Annotated in this window: 21 protein-coding genes; 11 read left to right on the forward strand and 10 right to left on the reverse strand. The window is 70.7% G+C overall.

All coding sequences use genetic code 11. The features are described 5' to 3' along the window. Position 1: 1 nt before the first annotated feature. Entirely contained in the window at positions 2 to 1,669 is a 1,668-nt protein-coding gene (locus tag ORG17_RS16525; protein ID WP_027466747.1) for a GspE/PulE family protein, read from the reverse strand. Positions 1,670 to 1,847: 178 nt separating this feature from the next. Continuing rightward, positions 1,848 to 2,876, reverse strand: a complete 1,029-nt coding sequence (locus ORG17_RS16530) for a GNAT family N-acetyltransferase (protein WP_214526114.1) — start codon at positions 2,874 to 2,876, stop codon at positions 1,848 to 1,850. Between the two features lie 85 nt (positions 2,877 to 2,961). Here ORG17_RS16530 and ORG17_RS16535 point away from each other — a divergent pair, with 85 nt between their 5' ends. Then, complete coding sequence (locus ORG17_RS16535; RefSeq protein WP_071245506.1) at positions 2,962 to 3,357, forward strand: VOC family protein; 396 nt, start codon at positions 2,962 to 2,964, stop codon at positions 3,355 to 3,357. A gap of 129 nt (positions 3,358 to 3,486) precedes the next feature. Here ORG17_RS16535 and rpoC read toward each other — a convergent pair whose 3' ends face one another. The 6 genes from rpoC to ORG17_RS16565 all read right to left on the reverse strand — a co-directional run bounded on the left by rpoC (position 3,487) and on the right by ORG17_RS16565 (position 14,692). Then, the gene (rpoC, locus tag ORG17_RS16540) at positions 3,487 to 7,368 is read right to left on the reverse strand and encodes a DNA-directed RNA polymerase subunit beta' (RefSeq protein WP_027466748.1); all 3,882 of its coding nucleotides are present in this window, start codon (positions 7,366 to 7,368) and stop codon (positions 3,487 to 3,489) included. A gap of 44 nt (positions 7,369 to 7,412) precedes the next feature. Next, positions 7,413 to 10,901 (reverse strand): DNA-directed RNA polymerase subunit beta, encoded by a 3,489-nt coding sequence (gene rpoB / locus ORG17_RS16545; protein WP_027466749.1) that lies wholly within the window; start codon positions 10,899 to 10,901, stop codon positions 7,413 to 7,415. 401 nt (positions 10,902 to 11,302) lie between these two features. After that, on the reverse strand, positions 11,303 to 11,947 hold the full coding sequence (locus ORG17_RS16550; RefSeq protein WP_214526113.1) for a hypothetical protein: 645 nt from the start codon (positions 11,945 to 11,947) through the stop codon (positions 11,303 to 11,305). A gap of 332 nt (positions 11,948 to 12,279) precedes the next feature. Then, positions 12,280 to 12,963, reverse strand: a complete 684-nt coding sequence (locus ORG17_RS16555) for a response regulator transcription factor (RefSeq protein WP_214526112.1) — start codon at positions 12,961 to 12,963, stop codon at positions 12,280 to 12,282. Then, the gene (locus ORG17_RS16560; RefSeq protein WP_214526111.1) at positions 12,960 to 14,174 is read right to left on the reverse strand and encodes a sensor histidine kinase; all 1,215 of its coding nucleotides are present in this window, start codon (positions 14,172 to 14,174) and stop codon (positions 12,960 to 12,962) included. The genes ORG17_RS16555 and ORG17_RS16560 overlap by 4 nt, the downstream gene beginning before the upstream one ends. Continuing rightward, positions 14,171 to 14,692, reverse strand: coding sequence for a hypothetical protein (locus tag ORG17_RS16565; RefSeq protein ID WP_214526110.1), 522 nt, complete (start codon positions 14,690 to 14,692; stop codon positions 14,171 to 14,173). Before ORG17_RS16565 ends, ORG17_RS16560 begins: the two co-directional genes overlap by 4 nt. A gap of 131 nt (positions 14,693 to 14,823) precedes the next feature. Between ORG17_RS16565 and ORG17_RS16570 the strand changes: the two genes are divergently transcribed. The 6 genes from ORG17_RS16570 to ORG17_RS16595 all read left to right on the forward strand — a co-directional run bounded on the left by ORG17_RS16570 (position 14,824) and on the right by ORG17_RS16595 (position 20,425). Then, positions 14,824 to 15,666 carry a spermidine synthase gene (locus ORG17_RS16570; protein WP_071245518.1) on the forward strand — a complete coding sequence of 281 codons (843 nt, stop codon included), beginning with the start codon at positions 14,824 to 14,826 and terminating at the stop codon, positions 15,664 to 15,666. Between the two features lie 108 nt (positions 15,667 to 15,774). After that, on the forward strand, positions 15,775 to 16,578 hold the full coding sequence (locus ORG17_RS16575; protein ID WP_214526109.1) for a DUF4064 domain-containing protein: 804 nt from the start codon (positions 15,775 to 15,777) through the stop codon (positions 16,576 to 16,578). Between the two features lie 143 nt (positions 16,579 to 16,721). Next, a complete protein-coding gene (locus ORG17_RS16580) occupies positions 16,722 to 17,552 on the forward strand; it encodes a hypothetical protein (RefSeq protein ID WP_214526108.1) in 831 nt (276 codons plus the stop codon). Further along, on the forward strand, positions 17,549 to 18,040 hold the full coding sequence (locus ORG17_RS16585; RefSeq protein WP_214526107.1) for a SprT-like domain-containing protein: 492 nt from the start codon (positions 17,549 to 17,551) through the stop codon (positions 18,038 to 18,040). The genes ORG17_RS16580 and ORG17_RS16585 overlap by 4 nt, the downstream gene beginning before the upstream one ends. Before the next feature lie 47 nt (positions 18,041 to 18,087). Then, positions 18,088 to 18,783 carry a CGNR zinc finger domain-containing protein gene (locus ORG17_RS16590; protein WP_214526106.1) on the forward strand — a complete coding sequence of 232 codons (696 nt, stop codon included), beginning with the start codon at positions 18,088 to 18,090 and terminating at the stop codon, positions 18,781 to 18,783. Positions 18,784 to 19,165: 382 nt separating this feature from the next. Continuing rightward, a complete protein-coding gene (locus ORG17_RS16595) occupies positions 19,166 to 20,425 on the forward strand; it encodes an Nramp family divalent metal transporter (protein WP_173032721.1) in 1,260 nt (419 codons plus the stop codon). A gap of 30 nt (positions 20,426 to 20,455) precedes the next feature. Here ORG17_RS16595 and ORG17_RS16600 read toward each other — a convergent pair whose 3' ends face one another. Continuing rightward, entirely contained in the window at positions 20,456 to 20,758 is a 303-nt protein-coding gene (locus ORG17_RS16600; RefSeq protein WP_027466755.1) for a DUF427 domain-containing protein, read from the reverse strand. Positions 20,759 to 20,800: 42 nt separating this feature from the next. Continuing rightward, on the reverse strand, positions 20,801 to 21,406 hold the full coding sequence (locus ORG17_RS16605) for a hypothetical protein (protein ID WP_250892046.1): 606 nt from the start codon (positions 21,404 to 21,406) through the stop codon (positions 20,801 to 20,803). A gap of 91 nt (positions 21,407 to 21,497) precedes the next feature. On the opposite strand from ORG17_RS16605, the gene ORG17_RS16610 reads away from it, so the two are divergent. The 4 genes from ORG17_RS16610 (at position 21,498) to ORG17_RS16625 (ending at position 23,821) form a co-directional block, all read left to right on the forward strand. After that, entirely contained in the window at positions 21,498 to 22,136 is a 639-nt protein-coding gene (locus tag ORG17_RS16610; RefSeq protein ID WP_214526105.1) for a GNAT family N-acetyltransferase, read from the forward strand. Positions 22,137 to 22,263: 127 nt separating this feature from the next. Next, positions 22,264 to 22,746 carry a hypothetical protein gene (locus ORG17_RS16615; RefSeq protein WP_110859471.1) on the forward strand — a complete coding sequence of 161 codons (483 nt, stop codon included), beginning with the start codon at positions 22,264 to 22,266 and terminating at the stop codon, positions 22,744 to 22,746. 132 nt (positions 22,747 to 22,878) lie between these two features. Beyond that, positions 22,879 to 23,451: a DUF1684 domain-containing protein gene (locus ORG17_RS16620; RefSeq protein ID WP_214526155.1), complete on the forward strand. Its 573-nt coding sequence runs from the start codon at positions 22,879 to 22,881 to the stop codon at positions 23,449 to 23,451. A gap of 10 nt (positions 23,452 to 23,461) precedes the next feature. Further along, complete coding sequence (locus ORG17_RS16625; protein ID WP_035809483.1) at positions 23,462 to 23,821, forward strand: GntR family transcriptional regulator; 360 nt, start codon at positions 23,462 to 23,464, stop codon at positions 23,819 to 23,821. Positions 23,822 to 23,911 lie beyond the last annotated feature (90 nt).

Genomic DNA, 23,911 nt, shown 5'->3' on the forward strand with positions numbered 1-23,911 from the left:
GTCACGCGACGACGCGCAGGATCTCGTCGACGCTCGTCATGCCGAGCTTGACCTTCTCGAAGCCGTCCTGGCGGAGCGTGAGCATGCCCTGCTGCTGGGCGACGCGGCTGATCTCCGCGCTCGAGGCGCGACCGACGGCGAGCCGCTCGATCTCCTCGGTCACGGTCATGACCTCGTGCAGGGCGATGCGGCCGCGGTACCCGGTGTTCGAGCACACCGCGCAGCCGACCGGGGCGAAGAACGCGGGCATCTCGTCACCGGGAGCCAGGAAACCGAGTGCCCGGAGCTGCTCGATCTCGTACACGGCTGGCGCCTTGCACCGGTCGCACAGCCGGCGGGCGAGTCGCTGGGCGACGACGGAGTCGAGGGCGGACCCGACCAGGAACGGCTCGATGTCCATCTCGGTCAGGCGGGTCACGGCCGAGGGCGCGTCGTTGGTGTGCAGGGTCGAGAGCACGAGGTGCCCGGTGAGCGACGCCTCGATCGCGATCTGGGCGGTCTCGTGGTCGCGGATCTCACCGAGCAGCACGACGTCGGGGTCGGACCGGAGGATAGAGCGGAGCGCGGACGCGAACGTCAGGCCGGCCTTCGGGTTGACCTGCACCTGGTTGATGCCGGCCATCCGGTACTCGACCGGGTCCTCCACCGTGATGACGTTGATCTCGGGCTTCGCCACGGCGTTGAGGGTCGTGTACAGCGTCGTCGACTTGCCCGAACCGGTGGGACCGGTGACCAGGATCATGCCGTACGGCTTCGAGTAGGACCGCTGGTACGCCTGGAAGTTCTGCTCGAGGAGGTTGAGGTCCTTGAGGGTCAGCGAGGTGTTCGTGTTGTCGAGGATCCGCATGACGACCTTCTCACCCCACACGGTGGGCAGCGTCGCGACGCGGAGGTCGATCTGCCGGCCGCCGTGGCGCACGGACATGCGGCCGTCCTGCGGCTTGCGACGCTCGGCGATGTCGATGTCGCTCATGATCTTCAGGCGGCTGATCACGCCGTTCTGGATGTTCTTCGGCGCCGGCGCCATCTCGTGCAGCACGCCGTCGATGCGGTACCGGATCCGGACCTCGTGCTCGCCGGGCTCGATGTGGATGTCGGACGCGTGGTCCTGGATGGCCTGCGACACGAGCAGGTTCACGAAGCGGACGATCGGCACGTCGTCGAGGGCACCGTCGGCGATGTCGACCTGCGCCTTCGAGGTCGTCGACGCTTCTTCTTCGAGCGACGACGTCAGGTCGTTCAGCTCGTCGTCGGCGCGCAGGTACCGGTCGAGGGCAGCGACGAGGTCGCGCTCCTCGACCTGCAGCGGCTTGATCGCCCGGCCGGACGCCGTCCGGGCGTCGTCGATGGCGAGCACGTTGGTGGGGTTCACCATCGCGAGGATGAGCAGGTCGCCCTCGAACCCGACACCGAGTACACCGTGGCGACGGCACAGGGCGGCCGGCAGGATCGACACCGCGGTGCCGTCGACGGGGTAGTCGCTCAGCGGGACGGTGCGGGAGTTGTTCGACGCGGCCCGGGCGGTGATGAACTGGGCCTCGCTCACGACGCCCTGGTCGACCAGGCCGCGGATGGCGCGCTCGTCGAGGTCCTCGTCACCCGTCATCGCATCGAGGTGCTCGATCGGCAGGGCGCCGTTCAGGATGAGGATCTCGGACAGGGTCGCCATGAGTCCCGTGCCTCCTTGGACTCGCGCACGGCGAGACGTCGTCGGGTGATGCGCCACCAGGGATGTGGCGCCCGACCACGCTACTTCTGGGGCCCTCGCCGACCGCAGTCCCAGAAAGAGGGGGCGGAGGGGGTCCGGCTGCACCCAGAACTGGGGTCCACGACCCGTTCGGCCCCGGTCAGAGGGACACCGAGGCCGTGACGTGGACCTCGCCCCGGACGAATCCGAGCCGCTCGTAGATCCGGGCCGCGCCGCTCGGGTTCTCGGTGTCGACGTCCAGCACCGCAGCGGACAGCCCGTCCGCTCGCATCGCCGCGAGTGCAGCGCCGAGCACGAGCGGCGCCAACCCGCGACCACGCGCGGAACGGGTGACGCCGACCCAGTGCACGTACCCGAACGCCCGACCGCGTGCGGCGAACCCGTCCGGATCGACCTCGACGACGGCGAAGGCGAGCACGTTGCCCAGTGGATCGACCACGAGTCGGGACAGGTCGAGCCGGCTCTTCGGTGCAGTGAGGAAGCCCCGCCAGTCGGACGCGACCATCGGCTGCGAGCCCCAGTGGTCGCGGAAGGCGTCGTTCTTGGCAGCCCGCATCGGCTCGATGTCGTCCGCGGCCGCTGGTCGGAGGACCAGACCGTCGGGGAACGCGGGCGTCGGGGGGCCGTCGACGGCATGGTCGGCGAAGACGAGCTCCATCTCGACCCAGTGCCGGACCGGCCGGAACCCGAGCCGCTCGGCGAGGGCGAGGACGGGAGCACCGGAGCGGCCACCGACGTCGAGGGTCGCGGGAAGGTCGAGGTCGAGCGCGGCGAGCCGTTGCTGCGCTCGACCGACCTGCCACGCGAGGACCCGGCGCCCGACACCACGGCTCCGGTACCGGGGGTGGACCGCACCGCCGAGCACCGCCCGCGCCGCGGTGACCCGGGAAGGGACGTCGATGACGATGCCGTAGGCCTGCACATGTCCGTCAGGATCGACGCCCACCACCGTGTCCCGATCGACGATGAGCCCTTCGGTGGACAACGAGCGGTCGAGGTCCGCTGTGGAGGGACGGGCACGAGGATCGTCGAGTGCGGCGGCAGCGACCGCGACCGCGTGCATGCCCACCAGGTCGTCGCGCGATCCCGGACGGAAGACGATGCCGCCCACTGGTGACGGCAGTTCGAGCCGGGGCGAGGCGGGAATCCGTTCGCGCAGCGTTGCCATGACACCACCCTGCCACGCGGGCCGGACAGCGCGGCACCGCGGAATCCCTCTCGACGCGCGCCCCCACCCGGGCACATGATGAGTCATGGACATCACGAGCGTGACCGTGGGGTTACCCGTCAGCGACATCGAGGCGTCCTGCCTCTGGTACGGCGCGGTCTTCGAGCGCACCGAGCCGGACCTCGAGCCCGAGGACGGCGTCGCCGAGTACGAGGTCGGCGGCATCTGGATCCAGCTCTACGTCGACGAACAGGCCGAGGAGAACCCGGTCAGCGTCCGCTTCGGCGTCGACGACGTCGCCGCGCAGCACGCACGCATCGGCGCGCTCGGCATCGACATCGGCCCCGTCGAGTGCGTCGACGGGGCGGTCGACTGGTTCGACGTCCGCGACCCCGACGGCAACGTGCTGAGCCTGTTCTCGCTGGTCGACGAGACCGGTCGCGGTTCCGGCCGCGACAACGGCGCGGGCCGCGCGCTCTAGCCGCGACCCCACGGCGGACGGGAGGCCCGTGCCGGCCCCGCACCGCGCCTCCAGGCCGTCACGTGGTGACGACACAACGAAGGCCCCGCCTCCTTGCGGAGACGGGGCCTTCGTGGGATCACATCAGGCTCAGTTGTACGTGCCCGGCGTGAAGTCGTCCGACGAGAAGCTGTCGAAGTCGACGAAGCTCAGGTCGGCGTCCGAGAACGACGAGTCGTCGGCGAAGATGCGGTTGGGGTACCGCTCCGCCTTCGCCTCTTCGGTCGCGTTCACGTCCACGTCACGGTACCGGCTGAGGCCCGTCCCGGCGGGGATGAGCTTACCGATGATGACGTTCTCCTTGAGGCCGACGAGGTGGTCCTGCTTGCCCTCCATGGCCGCCTGCGTGAGCACGCGGGTGGTCTCCTGGAAGGAAGCGGCGGACAGCCACGACTCGGTCGCGAGGGACGCCTTCGTGATGCCCATGACCTCCTGGCGAGCCGAGGCGGTCTTGCGACCCTCCTGCAGCGCCGCACGGTTCAGCGCGTTGTAGCGCGACCGGTCGACGAGCTCACCCGGCAGCAGGTCGGTGTCGCCGTGGTCGACGACGGTGACCTTGCGGAGCATCTGGCGGACGATGACCTCGATGTGCTTGTCGTGGATCGGCACACCCTGCGAGCCGTAGACGTCCTGCACACCGTTGACCAGGTGCTTCTGGACCTCTCGGACACCCTTGACCCGGAGGACTTCCTTCGGGTCGACGGTGCCGGCGATGAACTGCTCGCCGAGCTCGACGTGCTGGTTGTCCTCGATGAGGAGCGTCGCACGCTTGAGCACCGGGTAGATGAACGGCTCGTCGCCGTTGTCCGGCGTGAGGATGATCCGACGACCCTTGTCCGTGTCCTCGACCACGACGCGGCCGGGGGCCTCGGCGATCGGGGACGCGCCCTTGGGGGTACGCGCCTCGAAGAGTTCCGTGACACGCGGCAGACCCTGGGTGATGTCGTCGGCCGAGGCCGAACCACCCGTGTGGAAGGTACGCATCGTCAGCTGGGTACCGGGCTCACCGATGGACTGGGCGGCGATGATGCCGACCGCCTCGCCGATGTCGACGAGGTTGCCCGTGGCGAGCGAACGGCCGTAGCACTTCGCGCAGACACCGACGGCGGACTCGCAGGTCAGGACCGAGCGCACCTTGATGCTCTCGACACCGGCTGCCAGCAGCTTCTCGAGGAGCACGTCACCGACGTCCTCACCGGCTTCGGCCACGACCGTGCCCTGTGCGTCCACGGCCTCGGTGGCCAGGGTGCGGGAGTACACGGTGTTCTCGACGCGCGGGTCGCGGACGAGCTTGCCGTCGGCGTCCACGGTCGCGATCGGCAGCTCGAGGCCACGCGTCGTGCCGCAGTCGTCCTCGCGGATGATGACGTCCTGCGAGACGTCCACGAGACGACGGGTGAGGTACCCGGAGTCCGCGGTACGGAGCGCGGTGTCGGCAAGACCCTTACGAGCACCGTGGGTGGCGATGAAGTACTCCGCCACGGTCAGGCCCTCGCGGTACGAGTTGATGATCGGGCGGGCGATGATCTCGCCCTTCGGGTTGTTCACCAGACCACGCATACCGGCGATGTTGCGGACCTGGAGCCAGTTACCACGAGCACCGGACGACACCATGCGGTTGATGGTGTTGTCGACCGGGAAGTTGTCGCGCATCTCCTGCGCGATCTCGTTCGTGGCCTCGGTCCAGATCTTGATCAGGTCGGCGCGACGCTCGGAGTCGGTGATCAGACCCTTGTCGAACTCGCCCTGCACCTTGGCGGCCTGGATCTCGTAGCCCGCGATGATCTCCTTCTTGCGAGGAGGCGTCACGACGTCCGACAGGGCGACGGTCACACCGGAGCGGGTGCCCCAGTAGAAGCCGGCGTCCTTGATCCGGTCCAGCGCAGCGGCCGTCTCGGTCTTGGAGTAGCGCTCGGCGAGGTCGTTGACGATCGCGGAGAGCACGCCCTTGTCCGTGACCTTCTGGACGAACGGGTAGTTCGCCGGCAGGGTCTCGTTGAAGAGCGCACGGCCCAGGGTCGTCTCGAGCAGCACGGTGTCGCCCTGCTCGTAGCCCTCGGGTGCTTCACCCTCGGCGAAGTGGACACCCGTCATGCGGATCTTCACCATCGCGTTGAGGTGCAGCGTGTGCTGGTCGTTCGCCAGGATCGCCTCGGCCACCGACGAGAACGCACGGCCCTCGCCCACGGCGCCCTCGCGGACGGTCGTGAGGTGGTGCAGACCGATGATCATGTCCTGTGCGGGCAGGGTCACCGGGCGGCCGTCGGACGGCTTCAGGATGTTGTTCGAGGCGAGCATCAGGATGCGGGCCTCGGCCTGGGCCTCGACCGACAGCGGCAGGTGCACGGCCATCTGGTCGCCGTCGAAGTCCGCGTTGAACGCAGCACAGACGAGCGGGTGGAGCTGGATGGCCTTGCCCTCGACGAGCTGCGGCTCGAACGCCTGGATGCCCAGACGGTGCAGCGTCGGCGCACGGTTCAGCAGGACGGGGCGCTCGCGGATGATCTCCTCGAGCACGTCCCACACCTGCGGACGCGAACGCTCGACCATGCGCTTGGCCGACTTGATGTTCTGCGCGTGCGACAGGTCGATGAGGCGCTTGATCACGAACGGCTTGAAGAGCTCGAGCGCCATCTGCTTGGGCAGACCGCACTGGTGCAGCTTCAGCTGCGGGCCGACGATGATGACCGAACGGCCCGAGTAGTCGACGCGCTTGCCGAGCAGGTTCTGGCGGAAACGACCCTGCTTGCCCTTGAGCATGTCGCTCAGGGACTTCAGGGCGCGGTTGCCGGTACCCGTGACCGGACGTCCACGACGACCGTTGTCGAACAGCGCGTCGACCGCTTCCTGCAGCATGCGCTTCTCGTTGTTCACGATGATCTCGGGGGCACCGAGGTCGAGCAGGCGGCGGAGACGGTTGTTGCGGTTGATCACACGACGGTAGAGGTCGTTGAGGTCCGACGTGGCGAAACGGCCACCGTCGAGCTGCACCATCGGGCGCAGCTCCGGCGGGATGACCGGCACGACGCCGAGCACCATCGCGGCCGGCGAGTTGCCGGTGGCGAGGAAGGAGCTGACGACGCGCAGACGCTTGATCGCGCGGATCTTCTTCTGGCCCTTGCCCTCGGCGATCTGCAGACGCAGTGCCTCGGCCTCGGCGGCCAGGTCGAACGCCTCGAGCCGGAGCTTGATCGCCTCGGCGCCCATGTAGGCGTCGAAGTAGATCCCGAACCGGTCCTGGAGCTCGTGGAAGACGGCGTCCTCGGGCTTGAGGTCGCCCACCTTGAGGTTGCGGAAGTCCTCCCACACACGCTCGAGACGGGTGATGTCCTCGTCGAACGACTTGCGGACCTGGGACATCTCCTTCTCGGCGGTGTCCTTGGTGCGGCGCTTGACGTCGGCCTTCGCACCCTCTTCCTCAAGGGCTGCGAGGTCGTCCTCGAGCTTCTTGAGGCGGTCGGCGATGATCGAGTCGCGCTGGCCCTCGAGGGTCTTGATCTCGAGACGCATCTCGTTCTCGAGACCCGGCATGTCCGCGTGACGGCCCTCTTCATCGATGTCGATGATCATGTACGCCGCGAAGTAGATGACCTTCTCGAGGTCCTTCGGCGCCATGTCGAGGAGGTACCCGAGGCGCGACGGGACGCCCTTGAAGTACCAGATGTGCGTGACGGGGGCAGCGAGCTCGATGTGGCCCATGCGCTCACGACGGACCGAGGACTTGGTGACCTCGACGCCGCAGCGCTCGCAGACGATGCCCTTGAACCGGACACGCTTGTACTTGCCGCAGGCGCACTCCCAGTCGCGGGAAGGACCGAAGATCTGCTCGCCGAACAGACCGTCCTTCTCGGGCTTCAGGGTGCGGTAGTTGATGGTCTCCGGCTTCTTGACCTCGCCGTACGACCACTGACGGATGTCCTCGGCGGTCGCGAGGCCGATCCGAATGGCGTCAAAGGAAGTTGCTTCGAGCAATGTTCTTCTCTCTTGCTGATTCAGGCTTCGATGTACGGGCGGGATCAGATGTCGTCGACAGAGGACGACTCGAACCGCGAGGAGATGTTGATGCCCAGCTCCTCCGCAGCGCGGAAGACCTCGTCATCGTTGTCGCGCAGGCTGACCGCCTGGCCGTCGGCCGAGAGGACCTCGACGTTCAGGCAGAGCGACTGCATCTCCTTCATGAGGACCTTGAAGGACTCGGGGATGCCGGGTTCCTGGATGTTCTCGCCCTTGACGATCGCCTCGTAGACCTTCACGCGGCCGAGGATGTCGTCGGACTTGATCGTCAGGAGCTCCTGGAGGGCGTAGGCGGCGCCGTACGCTTCGAGCGCCCACACCTCCATCTCACCGAATCGCTGTCCACCGAACTGCGCCTTACCACCCAGCGGCTGCTGCGTGATCATCGAGTACGGACCGGTCGAACGCGCGTGGATCTTGTCGTCGACCAGGTGGTGCAGCTTGAGGATGTACATGTAGCCGACCGAGACGGGCTCCGGGAACGGCTCGCCGGAGCGGCCGTCGAAGAGCTGCGCCTTGCCGGACGAGCCGATCAGGCGCTCGCCGTCGCGGTTCGGGAGGGTCGAGTCGAGGAGGCCCTCGATCTCGCGCTCGTACGCACCGTCGAACACCGGGGTGGCGACCTTGGTGCCGGGCTCGGCGCTGTGCGCTGCCTCCGGCAGGTTCTCGGCCCAGTCCTGGATGCCCTCGACGTTCCAGCCCTGCTTGGCGAGCCACCCGAGGTGGATCTCGAGCACCTGGCCGAAGTTCATGCGGCCGGGGACGCCGAGCGGGTTGAGGACGATGTCGACGGGGGTGCCGTCGGCGAGGAACGGCATGTCCTCGACCGGGAGGATGGTCGAGATGACGCCCTTGTTGCCGTGACGACCGGCGAGCTTGTCACCCGCGGTGATCTTGCGCTTCTGGGCGATGTAGACGACCACGCGCTGGTTGACGCCCGAGCCGAGCTCGTCGTCGCCGTCCTGCGAGTCGAACACCTTGACGCCGATGATCGTGCCCTCTTCACCGTGGGGCACCTTGAGCGAGGTGTCGCGGACTTCGCGCGACTTCTCGTTGAAGATGGCACGGAGCAGACGCTCCTCGGCGCTCAGCTCGGTCTCGCCCTTCGGCGTGACCTTGCCGACGAGGATGTCGCCGGGGCGGACCTCGGCACCGATGCGGATGATGCCGCGCTCGTCGAGGTCGGCCAGCAGGTCCGGGCTGACGTTGGGGAGGTCACGCGTGATCTCCTCCTTGCCGAGCTTGGTGTCGCGGGCGTCGACCTCGTACTCCTCGATGTGGATCGAGGAGAGCGTGTCGTCCTTGATGAGGTTCTGCGACAGGATCATCGCGTCCTCGTAGTTGTAGCCCTCCCACGGCATGAACGCGACGAGGAGGTTCTTGCCGAGCGCGAGCTCGCCGTTCTCCGTCGCGGGACCGTCGGCGATGACCTCGCCCTGCTCCACGCGCTCGCCTGCGGAGACGATGACGCGGTGGTTGTAGCTCGTGCCCTGGTTGGAGCGGTCGAACTTGCGCAGGTAGTAGGTCTGCGTGCCGCCCTCGTCGAGCTGCAGGGTGACGGCGTCGGCCGAGACCTCGGAGACGACACCGGCCTTGTCGGCGGTGACGACGTCGCCGGCGTCGATGGCCGTGTAGCCCTCCATGCCGGTGCCGACGAGCGGCGACTCGGAACGGAGCAGCGGGACGGCCTGACGCTGCATGTTCGCACCCATGAGGGCGCGGTTCGCGTCGTCGTGCTCGAGGAACGGGATGAGCGACGTCGCGACCGACACCATCTGGCGCGGGGAGACGTCCATGTAGTCGACCTCGTCCTTGGCGACGAGTTCGACCTCGCCACCCTTCTTGCGGACGAGCACCTTGTCGTCGGCGAAGTGGAAGTCGTTCGTCAGCGGGGCGTTTGCCTGCGCGACGACGAAGTCGTCCTCTTCCGAAGCGGTGAGGTAGTCGATGGTCTTCGTGACCTCGCCGTCGACGACGCGACGGTACGGGGTCTCGATGAAGCCGAAGGAGTTGATCCGACCGAACGACGCGAGCGAACCGATCAGGCCGATGTTCGGGCCTTCCGGGGTCTCGATCGGGCACATGCGGCCGTAGTGCGACGGGTGGACGTCACGGACCTCGACGCCGGCACGCTCACGGGACAGACCACCCGGGCCGAGGGCCGAGAGACGACGCTTGTGCGTCAGGCCCGCGAGCGGGTTGTTCTGGTCCATGAACTGCGACAGCTGGGACGTTCCGAAGAACTCCTTGATCGCGGCGACGACCGGACGCACGTTGATGAGCGTCTGGGGCGTGATCGCCTCGATGTCCTGCGTGGTCATGCGCTCGCGGACGACGCGCTCCATGCGGGACAGACCCGTGCGGACCTGGTTCTGGATGAGCTCGCCGACGGCGCGGATGCGACGGTTGCCGAAGTGGTCGATGTCGTCCACGTCGAGGCGCAGCTGCACCGGCTCGCCGTCACGGACGCCGTCGATCGTGGTGCGCTCAGCGTGCAGCGACACCAGGTACTTGATCGTCGCGACGATGTCCTTGACGGTGAGCACCGAGTCGGACAGCGGGGCGTCCATGCCGAGCTTGCGGTTGACCTTGTAGCGGCCGACCTTCGCCAGGTCGTAACGCTTCGGGTTGAAGTAGAAGTTGTCGAGGAGCGCACGCGCGGCCTCGGCAGCGACCTGCTCGCCCGGACGGAGCTTGCGGTAGATGTCCTTGAGCGCCTCTTCCTTCGTGAGGACGGCGTCCTTCTCGAGGGTCGACTCGATCGACGCGAAGCCCTGGAACTCGTCCATGATCTCTTCGCTCGTCAGGCCGAGGGCCTTGAGGAAGACGGTCACGGACTGCTTGCGCTTGCGGTCGATGCGCACGCCCACCTGGTCGCGCTTGTCGATCTCGAACTCGAGCCAGGCACCACGCGACGGGATGATCCGCGCCGAGTAGATGTCCTTGTCGGAGGTCTTCTCCTGCTGGCGCTCGAAGTACACGCCGGGCGAACGGACGAGCTGCGACACGACGACGCGCTCGGTGCCGTTGATGATGAACGTGCCGCGTTCGGTCATGAGCGGGAAGTCGCCCATGAAGACCGTCTGCGTCTTGATCTCACCCGTCATGTGGTTCATGAACTCGGCGTTGACGTACAGCGGAGCGGCGTAGGTCTTGCCGCGCTCCTTGCAGTCGTCGATCGAGTACTTCGGGTCTTCGAGCTCCGGCGCGGTGAACGAGAGCTGCATGGTCTCGCCGAGGTCCTCGATCGGGGAGATCTCCTCGAAGATCTCCTCGAGCCCCGAGTGCAGCGCGAGGTCGGTACGACCCTGCTCCTGCCCTTCGGCGAGGCGGGCCTTCCAGACGTCGTTGCCGACGAGCCAGTCGAAGCTCTCCGTCTGGAGTGCGAGCAGATCAGGAACCGTGAGGGTGTCCGTGATCTTGGCGAACGAGAGTCGCGAGTGGTTGCGACCGTTCTTGGGGTTGGTGGATGCGTTGGGCGCAGCAGCCAAGGGTGTGACCTCCGGTAGGCCCCGTCGGGCCGACACTGACGAGCAGTGTGTAGGTGAGTGGATTGATCGCTCGGCGAACCCTGAGATGCAAGCCCTGCGACCACGCCGACGCGTGCCTGACGCGGAACGTCGGTGCACGTGTGGGATGATCTCCGTGAGCGGTACCCGCCGCCATATACGGGTCCGGCTGCACCAGGGCGAGATGAGTTTCTGTCTCAGAACTCTGCGTCGACCGCAATATGACGACACGGATGCCAGGGAGCGCGAACTGTCATCATAGTTCGCTCCGTGGCGCGCTGTCCAGTCCCGGCTTGACCGGATTCGGCAGTGGCGTGTATAAGCCGCCACGCACCGCTTCCATTCCCGTGCTCAGCCGGGTCCGTGCTCAGCCGAGCCCCTGATCAACCGAGACGCTCGCGCTCGACGTGATCCGCGCCTCCCGGCCCGCCCGGCAGTCCTGCCAGCGCACGGAACGCGTCCTCCGGTCGACGCGTGCGGACGAACGTGACCCGGCCCCGGTCGTCCGTGAGCTCGATGCCGAGCCCCGGCGTGAGGATGAGCGCACGCACGCCGCGACGGATCCGCAGGCCGACACCGCCGTAGGTGGCCGCGTCCGCCTCGACCAGGCGGACGTCGGTGATCCGCCGGCGCGGGATGCGCCGCGGCGGGAGCGGACGGAAGTGCAGGGTCACGTGCCGCTCGGTGACGGTGAACCCGGCACGCGCGAGCAGGAGCAGCGCCCCGAGGGCGACGGCGAGCAGGGCCGGCACCAGCAGCGCGACCTCCGGCGCGTCCCCGGGCCAGCCGAGCACGGCGGCGGACAGGCCGGCGCCGCCGACGAGCAGCGCCGTGCCGACGACCCGCATCCAGGTGGGCGCCGTCTCGCGGTCGGCGTGGAACGGCAGGGAGGCACGCGAAGCGCGCGACGGCCGGGAAGCGCGGGTCGGTCGGGAGGCCCGGATCACCCGGGCGGGTCGGGTGCCGGCCCGGCGGGTGTCCGGGGTGGTGGAACGAGCGGTGGGCACGCTCATGGTGTCGGCGGTCATGACGGAGGTCTCCTGCGGCGGATCAGCAGTGGTGCACTCGTCATCGGGTGCGGTGCGTTCGACGGCCAGCGCGCGCGGGTGGCCGGAGGGGTGACGCGCAGCAGCACGCCGACGACGCGCACGCTCGAGCGGTGGGGGCGCTCACGGGCACGTCGTGGTCACGGTGTCCGGGCGGACGCGTGGAGTGTGGGGCACACACGCATCGACGCTCTGGCGTCGTGACGACAGGCGTCAACGGTACGCAACGAGTCTTGGCGTCCGCTGGTCGTCCATGTGTACGCATTCACGTGTCCGCGGTGCGTCGCCTGGGGACGACGGGGTGCTGCTGACGGTCAGCGCAGGACGCGGGCGACGGCCTCGGCGCGGGTCCGGACCCCGAGCTTCGCGAACACCTGGTTCACGTACGACTTCACGGTGGGGACCGTCAGGAACAGCTCGGCGGCGATCTGCGGGTTCGTCCGGCCGTCCGCGATCCGCTCGAGGACGTCCAGTTCGCGCGGGGTGAGATCCGGGAACCGGGCAGCGAGGGACCGGCCCGGATCAGCTCCCGCCGGCGCAGCGGAACCAGCAGCGGCGCCGGCATCGGCACCAGCACCACCGGCGAGGCGCGCCACCAGCCGCGCCCCCACGGTCGCGTCGAAGGTCGACTGCCCGGCGGCCACCGCCCGCACCGCGGTCGCGATCTCCGCCCGACCGGCGTCCTTCGTCAGGTAGCCGCGCGCGCCCGCCCGCAGCGCGGTGACGATGGAGTCGTCGTCGGCGTAGGTCGTCAGCACCAGGACCGCCACCCCGGGGTGCTCGGCGACGATCCGCGCGGTCGCGGTCGGCCCGTCGACCCCCGGCATCCGCAGGTCCATCAGGACGACGTCGGGCACGTACCGGTCGACGGCGGCGATCGCCTCGGCACCGTCCGCCGCCTGCCCGACGACCTGCAGGTCGGGCACGAGCGACAGCACCGTCACCAGGCCGTCGCGGACGATGGCCTGGTCGTCGACCACGAGCACCCGGATCGTCACGAGCGGTCGTCCTCGGCGGCGCCTGGAGCGTCCGCGGTCTCCGCATCGACCGAACCGTCGACGGGCAGGTGCATGGCGACGACGAACTCGTCGTCGGAACGCTCGGCCTCCACCGTGGCCTCGCTGCCGAGTTCCGCGAACCGCTCGCGCATCCCGAGCAACCCCTGTCCGCCGCTCGGCAGCGGGTTGGCCACGACGACGTCCACGGCGTCGCCGTCCCGGATCACCGACAGGGACACGGGGCGGCCGGGAGCGTGCCTGCGGGCGTTGCTGAGGGCCTCCCGGACGACCTGGACCACGGCGGCCCGGTGGGCGTCGTCGAGGACCGCGAGGGCCGCGTCGCCCTGCACGACGACCTCGCCGCCGAACGAGCGGTGCGCGTCGAGCAGGGCCGTCAGGCCCGACGCGTGGTCGGCGGACGGACTGGAGGCACGGGTCGGCTCCGGCTGGTCGGGCTGCGGTTCGTCGCGGAGCGCGTGCACCGCACGCCGCGCCTCGGCCAGGCCGTCCGCGGCCAGCGCGCGGGCATCGCCGGCTCGGCGGGTGGCCTCGTCGACGCGGCCGGCCTCGAGCAGGGCCTCGACCGCGTCGAGCTGCAGCACCAGGCCGCCGAGCGAGTGGGCGAGGACGTCGTGGATGTCCCGGGACGCCCGCGACCGGTCGGCGAGGAGCCGTGCGCGCTGCTGCTGACGCTCGGTCTCGCGGGCCTGCGCCGTCGTGATCCGGACCTGCCGACGGCTGAATCCGACGAGCACGCCGAGCAGCAGCCCGCCGCTCACGCCGAGGACGAGCTGCACCGACGCCTGCTCGAGCGTCGCGGTGACGGCGACCACCACGATGGCGGCGAGCGCGGCGACCGCGGCCGTCCAGACCGGCAGGCGGAGGTCGGCGCCGAGGACGACGAGCCCGACGATCACCGGGACGACCAGGAGCGAGTCGGTCGGCACCACGACGCAGGATCCGGCGGCGGTCATCACGCCGGCTGCGGCGACGAGCACGCGGGGCGTGCGTGCTCCTTCGCGGACGGCCCAGGCGGCGAGCGCCACGGCCCCGAGGACCCAGACCCACGCGGGGTGGTGGAGCAGGAGGCCGTTCCGGACGAACCAGAAGGCGACCACGGCGATCCCGACGGCGTTGAGTCCCCAGGACAGCACCGAGCGGGACCGGACCCCGGCGGGGTCGGTCGGGTCCGGGTCGGTGGGCAGGCTCACCGGACCATCATGCCGCGGCGGGCGGCCTCCGACCGGTCGCCGCCGCGGGGGATGCGCTGGTCGACGACCAGGGCACGGGCGGCGCGGTTCAGGGCGAGCACGAGCAGGATCGTGCCGGTCGAGGTGAGCAGGTGCGCGCCGAGGTGGCCGCCGAGGACGTCGAGCCCGATGCGGGCGGCGATCAGGACGAGCCAGAGCGCGGCGCCGAGCCAACCGGTGCGGGACTGCAGGGTGGGGCCCTTGTCGTCCGGTGTCGTGACGGTGCGGAACCGGGTCATGGCCCCCATCGCGAGGCCGACGCCGACGGTGAGCAGGGCTTCGAGGCCGAGGAACACGACGTCGGTGGTGGTGACGGTCGTCGTGGTCTGCGCGAGGACGACCACGCCGACGATCGCCATCACGAGCGGACCCCGCCAGATGCGCGCCGGGTCGAGGAACCGCCAGGTCGCCTGCCGGTACGCCAGGAGGCCGACGAGGGCGAGGCCGATGAGCACGTTCGCGAGGAGCTGGACCGACATGGTGTGCCTTTCGAGGTGGTCCGGCGGGGCGTTCCCGACCGGTGTGATCAGCCTCGTTCCGGGCGTCCCCCGGGCACACCAACCAGGGGTGGGGGCGCGGGTGGTGATCGCGGTGGTGTTCCATTGACGGCATGGCTGATGCGTTCGACGGGTTCCGGATCGGTGCGGGGTACTCGGTGGTGGAGCCGGACCGGCACCGACCGGGGTCCTTCACCCTGGTGGTGGACGGCACCCCGCAGTCGCACGTGGACCTCGAGGACCCGACCCACCTGGCGTTCGAGTACATCCGCCGGATCGGGCACGCGATCGACCTGCTGCCGGACGGCCCGATCACGGCACTGCACCTGGGCGCCGGCGCCCTCACCCTGCCCCGCTACGTCGCGGTGACCCGTCCGGGTTCGCGGCAGCAGGTGATCGAGCTCGAGCGTGACCTGGTCGAGCACGTGCGCGAGGCCCTGCCGTTCCCCCGTGGCGCGTCGATCCGGGTGCGGTACGGCGATGCCCGGGAGGTCCTCGGCAAGCTGCCCGCCGGGCTCCGCGGCACCGTGGACCTGGCGGTGGTGGACGTCTTCGGCGGTTCGCAGATCCCCGCACACGTGACGAGCGTCGAGTTCTACCGCGAGGTCGCCGCGTTCCTGTCGCCGACGGGCATCGTCGCGGTGAACGTGGCCGACGGCGCCGGGTTGGCCTTCGCCCGCGGGCAGGCGTCGACGCTGCAGTCGGTGCTGCCGTCGGTCGCGGCGGTGGCGGACACCGGGATGCTCAAGGGCCGGCGGTTCGGGAACATCGTGCTGCTCGGGTCGCCGACCGACCTGCCGGTGGCGGACATGCCGAGGCGGTACTCGTCCGACCCGATGCCGGCCAAGGTCGTGCACGGTGCGGAGCTCCGGTCGTTCATCGCCGGGGCGCCGATCGTCACGGACCAGACGGCGGTCGCGTCGCCGGAGCCGAACCGGAGCGTGTTCGGGGGCTGACGCCCGCCCGCGGCGTCGCCGGGGACGGACTTCGGGCACTCGACGGGTCCGGCTGTCAGGATGGTCTGAACGACCGCGCAGCTGCGCGACCGAGCGATGGGAACCCTGATGACGAACGACGACCGGAACGACCAGGACCGGACGGGCGACGGCCAGGCGCCGCGCTGGGGCGACGCCCCGCAGCAGCAGCAGCCCGACGCCGATGCCCCGCGGTACGGCGAGCGTGTGGACCCGGCGCCGACCTCGACCCCGCAGTACGGCGAGCAGTACGGGCAGGGCCAGCAGCAGTACGGGCAGCAGTCCGGGCAGGGCCAGCAGCAGTACGGGCAGCAGTCCGGGCAGGGCCAGCAGCAGTACGGCCAGCAGCAGTACGGCCAGCCGTCGAGCACGCCGAGCTGGAACGACCAGCAGCGCCACGACCAGGGCCAGCACCACGACCAGCAGCCGTACGCCGCCGCGCCCGCGCACTCCGGTGCCCCGGCCTGGCAGAGCCACGACGAGCCGAAGCCCAAGAAGAAGAAGACCGTCGGCATCATCGCCTTCGTGCTCGGCCTGCTCGCGCTCGTGCTCGGCGTCGTCGGCGGCTACATCATGGGTTCGGCCATCAGCAACAGCGGTGTGATCGACCAGATCACGCAGAACGGCTCGACGAACCTCACGCCCGAGCAGATGCAGAGCGAGGTCATGAGCGACCCGGACGTCCGCTCGCAGCTCGTGGGCGGCATCGCCGTGATCGGCATCGCCGCGTTCCTCGGACTCTGGGCACTCGTGCAGGGCATCATCGCGGCCGTCGCCAAGCGCGGTCGTGTCTGGGGCATCCTGGCGATCGTCCTGGCGGTCGTCGCGACCATCGCGACGTTCGTCACCTACGCCGGCGTGGCCGCTGCCGGCGCGGTGGGCGCCAACTCCTGATCCACCCCTCGACCGAACGGCCCGTCGCGCTCCGGCACGGCGGGCCGTTCGTCGTCCCGGGGGTACGCGCGGACGGCTGCACCCGCGCAACCTGAGCGCGTCGCACCGACCGCTCCCGGGAGACCGCGGCTACCCTCGAACCGATGTCCCTCCCGCCCGACGACCGCCAGCAGCCCGACCTGTCCGACCGTTCCCGTGAACCGCGCCACGCGGCTCCCGTGACGGCCGGAGTCAGCCCGGGCAGCACCTTCGCGCCCATCAGCCTGCGACCCGCGGTCGACGTCGACGCCGTGCACCAGCGGCTCCGTGACCTCGGTCAGAGCCGCAGCACCGACGCCCTCGCCGAACGGGCCGAGCTCCTCCGCCTGCTCGGCCGTCTGGACGAGTCGCTCGTGATCGCCGAAGAGGTGTTCCGCCTCGCGATGTTCACCGGGGAGCGCCAGGACAAGGTCGCCGCGCGGATCCGTCGTGCGCACGTCCTGCACGACCTCGGCCGGCATGACCGCGCTGCCGCCGAGGCCGCCATGGCCCGCGACACCGCCGCCACCGAGGAGTGGCCCGAGCTCGAGGGCGCCGCGGCCGAGATCGCGGGCTGGTCGCTGTTCGAGAACGACCGCTTCGACGAGGCCCGCGCCGCACTCTCGCGGGCGTACCAGGCCTTCCGGCAGGCCGGCGCGCCGTCCGAGCGCACCGACGCGCTGCGCACCGCGGTCGAGGCCGCCATGCGGGCCTCGATCACGAACCCGGCGGAACCGTCCGACCGGCCCCGGACGGCCCGCGAGGTCGCCGCCCGCCGCGCCGAGGACGACGAACCCACGACCCGCGTCGCCGAGCCGGTGAAGCAGGTCCCGCCGATCCGCCGGCGCGTGCTCGGTGCGCCCGACGCCGCCCGGACCGAGGCCGACGACATCTGGGGCCGGATCGCGGCCCGGGCAGCGAAGAAGGGCCAGGCCGACCCGCGTTCCGAGCAGTGACCGCGCTCGAGGCCGTCCGGCTCCGCGCCGAAGCGCTCATCGCCGAACACCTCGGCACCGGGACGTGGGCGTTCGGGTTCGACCACGCCAAGACCCGCGCGGGTCAGTGCGACTTCGCGCGGAAGCGGATCACGGTGAGCCGTCACCTGGCCACCCGGTTCTCCGACGAGGACGTCGAACAGGTCCTGCTGCACGAGGTCGCGCACGCACTCGCCGGCGCCCGGGCGGCACACGGACCGAAGTGGAAGCGCACGGCCGCGTCGATCGGGTACACCGGTTCCCGGCTGCACGACGGGCCGATCGCCAGCGAGCTCGCCCCCTGGATCGGCACCTGCCCCGCGGGACACGAGCACTTCCGGTACCGCATGCCCACCCGTCCCCTGGCCTGCGCCCGCTGTTCCCGGCGGTTCGACGCCCGGAACGTCATCACGTGGCGGCGTCGGACCGCGGACGACGACGCGGCCACGATGGCGTCGACTACCGCATGAGGTGCCCGACGCACGGAGGCGCGCCGGTAACCCGTTAGCCTGGGCGGATGCACACGGGGCAGCACATCCGCACGGACGCCGGTTCCTCCTGGTTCTTCGACGCCGGACGGATCGCGCTCGACTTCGCGCACACGGGTGGCTTCGCCGACGACCCCACCGGACGCCGACCGCGGTCGCAGCTCGGGGAGCTGCTCGCGAGCCCGGCCGACCTGGACGAGTGGCTCAGCGAGCACACCGAGCCGATCGACGTCGGTGCCAGCGCCCGCGAGCTGCAGGACGCCCGTGCCCTGCGTGCCGCGATCGCCCGGCTCGCCGTGGCCGCCGCCCCCGCGCCGGCGAGCACCGCCGCGGAGCGCACCGCCGTGGCGGTGGGCCTGCGTGCCGGAGCCGGCCGCACGCGCCCCGCGCCCGACGACATCGACACCGTCAACCTGTTCGCCGCCCTGCCGGACGTGCCCCCGAGCCTCCCGGGTGGCCGACGCCGCGCCGGAGCGAACCGGGTCCGCCTGGCGCAGGCCCTGTCGAGCGTCGCGCGCGACGCCGTCGCGCTCTTCACCGAGGTCGGCTTCGACGACGTCGAGGCCGACGGCCGGCCGACGCGCCTGAGCCGGTGCTCGGCCGAGGACTGCGGCCTGGTGTTCTACGACTCGTCGCGCGGTGGGACCCGTCGCTGGTGCTCGATGCAGCGGTGCGGCAACCGGGCGAAGGTCCGGGCGCACCGTGCTCGCCGCGCCGCGGAGTGAGCCCGAGCTGACACCTTCCCCTCGTTGTCCGGGAGGGGGCGAGTCGCGACACCCCGCTCACCTCCGCTGAGCGGTCACCAACCGTCGCCCGACGGCGTCGCAACCGTCAGGTTGCGACCACCCGACGCGAAGCAAGCGACGAGTCGCGACCAGCCACCGGCCGGGAGGCCCGTGGCGGCGCCGCCACGGGCCTCCTGTCCGCCTTCCGCGAGCGGTCACGACACCCCGCGCACCTCGGCCGAGCGGTCACCGACTGCTGGCGGCGTCCCAGCCGACGGGTCCTGACCACCCGACACACGCACGCTCGAGCGGCGACCGGCCAGCACCACGACACTACGAAGAAAAAGATTCGGTGAGCCGAATTCTCTGGCAGGATCGGTGCATGACCGACACTGCCAGCCCCCGGCTCGACGAGCACCCATCCGGTGCCCCGCGTCGTCGCGCAGCCGGGCTCACCCTGCTCGGACCGGCCTTCGTGGCGGCCATCGCGTACGTCGACCCGGGCAACGTCGCCGCCAACCTGACGGCCGGCGCCGAGTACGGGTACCTGCTGCTCTGGGTGCTCGTGGCCGCGAACGCCAGCGCCGTGGTGGTGCAGTACCTGTCCGCCAAGCTCGGGGTGGTGACGGGCAAGTCGCTGCCCGAACACCTCGGCCTGCGGATGCGACGAACGCCGCGCCTGCTGTTCTGGGGCCAGGCCGAGATCGTCGCCGCCGCGACCGACATCGCCGAGGTCATCGGCGGCGCGCTGGCGCTCTACCTGCTCTTCGACCTGCCACTCGTGGTCGGCGGGATCATCACCGGGCTCGTCTCGATGCTCCTGCTGACCCTGCACAGCCGCCGGGGCACGCGCCTGTTCGAGACCGTGGTGACGGCGATGCTCGCGATCCTGACGGTGGGCTTCTGCGCCGGGCTGCTGTTCGCCAGGGTCACACCGGCCGACCTGGTCGCCGGGCTCGTGCCGCGGTTCGAGGGCGCCGGGTCGGTGCTGCTCGCGGCCTCGATGCTCGGCGCAACCGTGATGCCGCACGCGGTGTACCTGCACTCGGCGCTCGCCCGGGACCGCCACGGGGACGTCCCCGCCGGGCCGGAGCGTCGCCGGGTGCTCGTCGCGACTCGGTGGGACGTCGGGCTCGCGCTGATCGTCGCGGGTGGGGTGAACATCGCGATGCTCGTCCTCGCCGCGGCCACCCTGCCCGGAGTCGCGGGCACCGACTCCATCCCCGGTGCGCAGCGCGCCATCGCCGAGAACGTCGGCCCGGTCGTCGGGGTGCTCTTCGCCGTGGGCCTGCTCGCGTCCGGCCTGGCCTCGACCTCGGTGGGCTGCATGGCCGGCGCGGAGATCATGAAGGGCCTGCTGCACGTGCGGATCCCGCTCGTGGCCCGGCGCGCGATCACCCTGGTGCCCGCGATCGTGCTGCTCGCCCTGAACGCCGACGCGACGATGCTGCTCGTCGTCAGCCAGGTGGTGCTGAGCTTCGGGATCGCCTTCGCGATCGTGCCCCTGGTGGTCTACACCTCGCGACGGAGCGTGATGGGGACCGACGTGAACGCCGCGCCCACCCGCGTGGTGGCGTGGGTGATCGCGGCGGTCATCGTGGCGCTCAACGTCGCACTGGTCGTGCTCACCCTGACCGGCTGAGGCACGACCGGTCAGGGTGACGGGCGGTCGTCACTCGACGACCTGGACGTCCTTCCAGAACGCGACGTAGCCCGAGTAGTCCTTGCCGACGCGGTCGAACGACGACGGGATCGGCGTCGGGTACGACCACGCGCGGTCCTGCAGCGCCTGTCCGTCGACGTTCACCGTGAAGTACTGGGTGTCGCCCTTCCACGGGCAGTGGTACTGGGTGGGGCTCTCGGTGAAGAGCTCGGTCTTCACGCTCGACGGCGGAAAGTACCAGTTGCCCTCGATCTTGATGAGGTCCTCTTCGGGGGCCTCCGCGATCACCGTGTCGCCGACGACTGCCTTCATGGCGTTGCTCCTTCGCTCGCTGGTTCCGTGACGGGGCGAACGCTACGCGCGCTCCCCCGATTCCCGCAGGACGGTCAGGTCGGGGCCCGCGGCGAGCGCCGCGAGCACGTCGTCACGGCTCAGGGCGGCGGCTCCCTCGGACGCGCTGACCAGGTGCCGCACTGCGCGGCGCAGCCCCGTGTACGCCGCGCAGGCCGCGGCGGCCTCGGGTGAGGTGTGGTCGATGCCGACCTCGGTGAGCGCGTCGACGACGGCTCCGGCGGCGAGCAGGTCCTCGACGGCGAAGTCGGGTGCGTCGGCGACGTCGACGGACTCCCCCGCCGCCTCGGCCGCGTCGTCGAGGGCAGCGGTGTGGTGCAGCCCGGCGGCCACGATCGCGACGACGCACCGGTCACCGCGTGCGGCCTGGAGGCCCGTCACCCGTTCGGCGACCGCCGCCGCGTTGCCGAGGTGGCCGAGCACGACCTCCGGACCCTGCGGCAACTGGGCGGTCAGGTTCCGCAGCGCGCGCCGCTGTGCGGCGGCGTCGGGAGTCGGCGGCAGGGCGTCGACCCAGACGAGCAGGTGGGTGCCGTGGGCGATGCGAGCCGCACCTCCGGGACCCCACGCGAACCGGACCTGGTACTTCTCCTGGGTGCGTTCTGCCACGTCCGTCACGATAGCCGCCCGGGCGATGCTGTCCCTCTCCACAGGGTCGCCGTCCGACCGGGTTCCGCCAGGGTCGTCGACCCTAGGATGCATGGTCATGGAGATCGCCCCCGTACCCACCCTGACCGGCGACCGTGTGACACTCGAGCCCCTCGGGCAGGAGCACGCGGAAGACCTGCGGGCGGCGGTCGCGGACGGCGATCTGTGGCGCACCTGGTACACCTCGGTGCCCGCCCCGGCACAGGTCGAGGCCGAGATCGACCGGCGGCTCGCCGAGCACGAGGCCGGCCGCATGGTGCCCTTCGCCGTGCGGGACCGCCCGACCGGCCGGGTGGTGGGTGCGACGACCTTCATGCACATCGACTCGGGCAACCGCCGTGTCGAGATCGGCAGCACGTTCCTGGCCAGGTCCGCGCAGCGATCGGGGATCAACACCGAGTCGAAGCTGCTCATGCTGTCGCACGCGTTCGAGGCGTGGCAGTGCATCGCGGTCGAGTTCCGCACCCACTGGCACAACCTGCAGTCCCGAGCGGCCATCGCGGGCCTCGGTGCCAAGCAGGACGGCGTGCTCCGGAACCACGCGATCGGCCGTGACGGCACCCTGCGCGACACCGTGGTGTTCTCCGTCATCGCGTCGGAGTGGCCGGCGGTCCGCCTCTCGCTGGCCGAGCGGCTCCGGCGGCACGACCGCGCCGAGGGGTCCCGCCGTCGGTCGGCCCGGCACGCCTGAGGCGTCGCGCCGGCGTCGTCGCGTCTGCGTCGTCACGCCTGAGGCGTCTCGCCGGCGTCGTCACGTCTGCGTCGTCGCCCAGCGAGCCACGGCGCGCCGTCCAGCCCGCGGGCGTAGCGTCACCGCCATGCACGTCGGCCTCCGGATCGTCCTCGATGCGCCGGTCGACGCCGTGCGCGATGCCCTGCTGTCCCCGTCCGTGATGGTGGCGGTGACGAAGCCGTTCCTGGCGTACCGCTCGCGCGACCCCCGGGGGTTCCCGGAGCGCTGGGAGCCCGGGCACCCGCACCCGATCACCGCGGACGCCTTCGGGCTGGTGCCGAGCGGCGACACGCACGTCGACCTCGACCTGTACGAGGTCCAGGGGGTCCCGGTGCAGCGCGACAACGGCGGCGGCACGTCCGGGTTGTTCGGGCGGATGACGATGTCGCACCGGATGGCCGTCGTCCCCGCACCGGGAGGCCGCACCCTGCTGCTCGACCGCCTGACCTACCGGATGCGACCGGCCGTCCTCGGGCTCGCCCTGTGGCCCGGCATGTGGGTCATCTGGCAGTGGCGGGCGTTCCGGATGCGCGCCCTCGCGCCCACCTGGCGGACCGACGGCGAGTGACGTGACGCGGGTCGGGCCTCCCGTCCACCGCGGAGCGGGCGTAGCCTCGACCACGTGAGCCAGACGCGCCCCCAGGAGCCGACGACCGACGACCGCGTGCGCAGCACGCTGGCGACGACGGATTGGCGGCGGATGACGTTCGACCTGTACCGCCGCGTCCGCGCCACCCCGGACCCCCAGACGGCGCACGCGCTCTGGCGCGAGACCCGGGACGCGATGTTCGCGGAGCACCCGGCGTCACCGCTACTCGACGAGGACGCCCGCGACTTCGAGTCCCTGCCGGTGCCGGACTACGACCCCGCGTGGCGGTTCCAGGTGCGCATCGAGTCCACGGAGCCCGCCGAGTTCGACTTCGAGACCGGCACCGACGGCGTGGTCCACTTCGACCGGCTCGGCCTCGTGCGGGTCCCCGGTGTCGGCACGCTCGACGTCTGGAAGCACGGCGGCTACGCGGGCGGGGTGTTCGTCCCGGTCAAGGACGCCAGCGCCGGCAAGGCCCGCGGCACGTACGGTGGCGGACGCTACCTGCTCGACACCATCAAGGGCTCGGACCTGGGCGGCGACGACCTCGGGTCGCTCGTGCTCGACTTCAACTTCGCATACAACCCGTCGTGCGCGTACGACCCGGCGTGGGCGTGCCCGCTCGCGCCTCCGGGCAACACCGTGCCGGTCCCGATCCCCGTCGGCGAGCAGTACGACTTCTAGGGTGGAACGCATGACAGGACTCGTCGCCCTCGACGTCGGTGGCCGCGTGCCGCCGTTCGAGCAGGTCCGATCGCAGATCGCCGCGCAGATCACCGCCGGGTACCTGGTGGACGGCGAACGGCTGCCGAGCGTCCGTGGGCTGGCGGACGAGCTCGGGCTCGCCGCCGGCACCGTCGCGAAGGCCTACCAGCTGCTCGAGGAGGCCGGGCTCGTGCACACCGCACGGGGCGCCGGCACCCGCGTGGTGCGGCCGGCAGCGGTGCCGGACGCGGTGGCCGAGGCTGCTCGTGCCCTGGCCGCTGCGGCCCGCTCGGCAGGGCTGTCGGCGGACCAGGCCGCGACCGCGTTGCGGGAGGCCTGGCCGGCCTAGCGCTGGCGAGGGCGGGTGGCTGGCTGGCGCGGGTGGCTGGCTGGCGCTTCCGGGCGTACCCGGTCGTTCCGGGCGTACCCGGTCGGAAGT

Source organism: Curtobacterium flaccumfaciens pv. betae (assembly GCF_026241855.1).
GTDB lineage: Bacteria > Actinomycetota > Actinomycetes > Actinomycetales > Microbacteriaceae > Curtobacterium > Curtobacterium flaccumfaciens.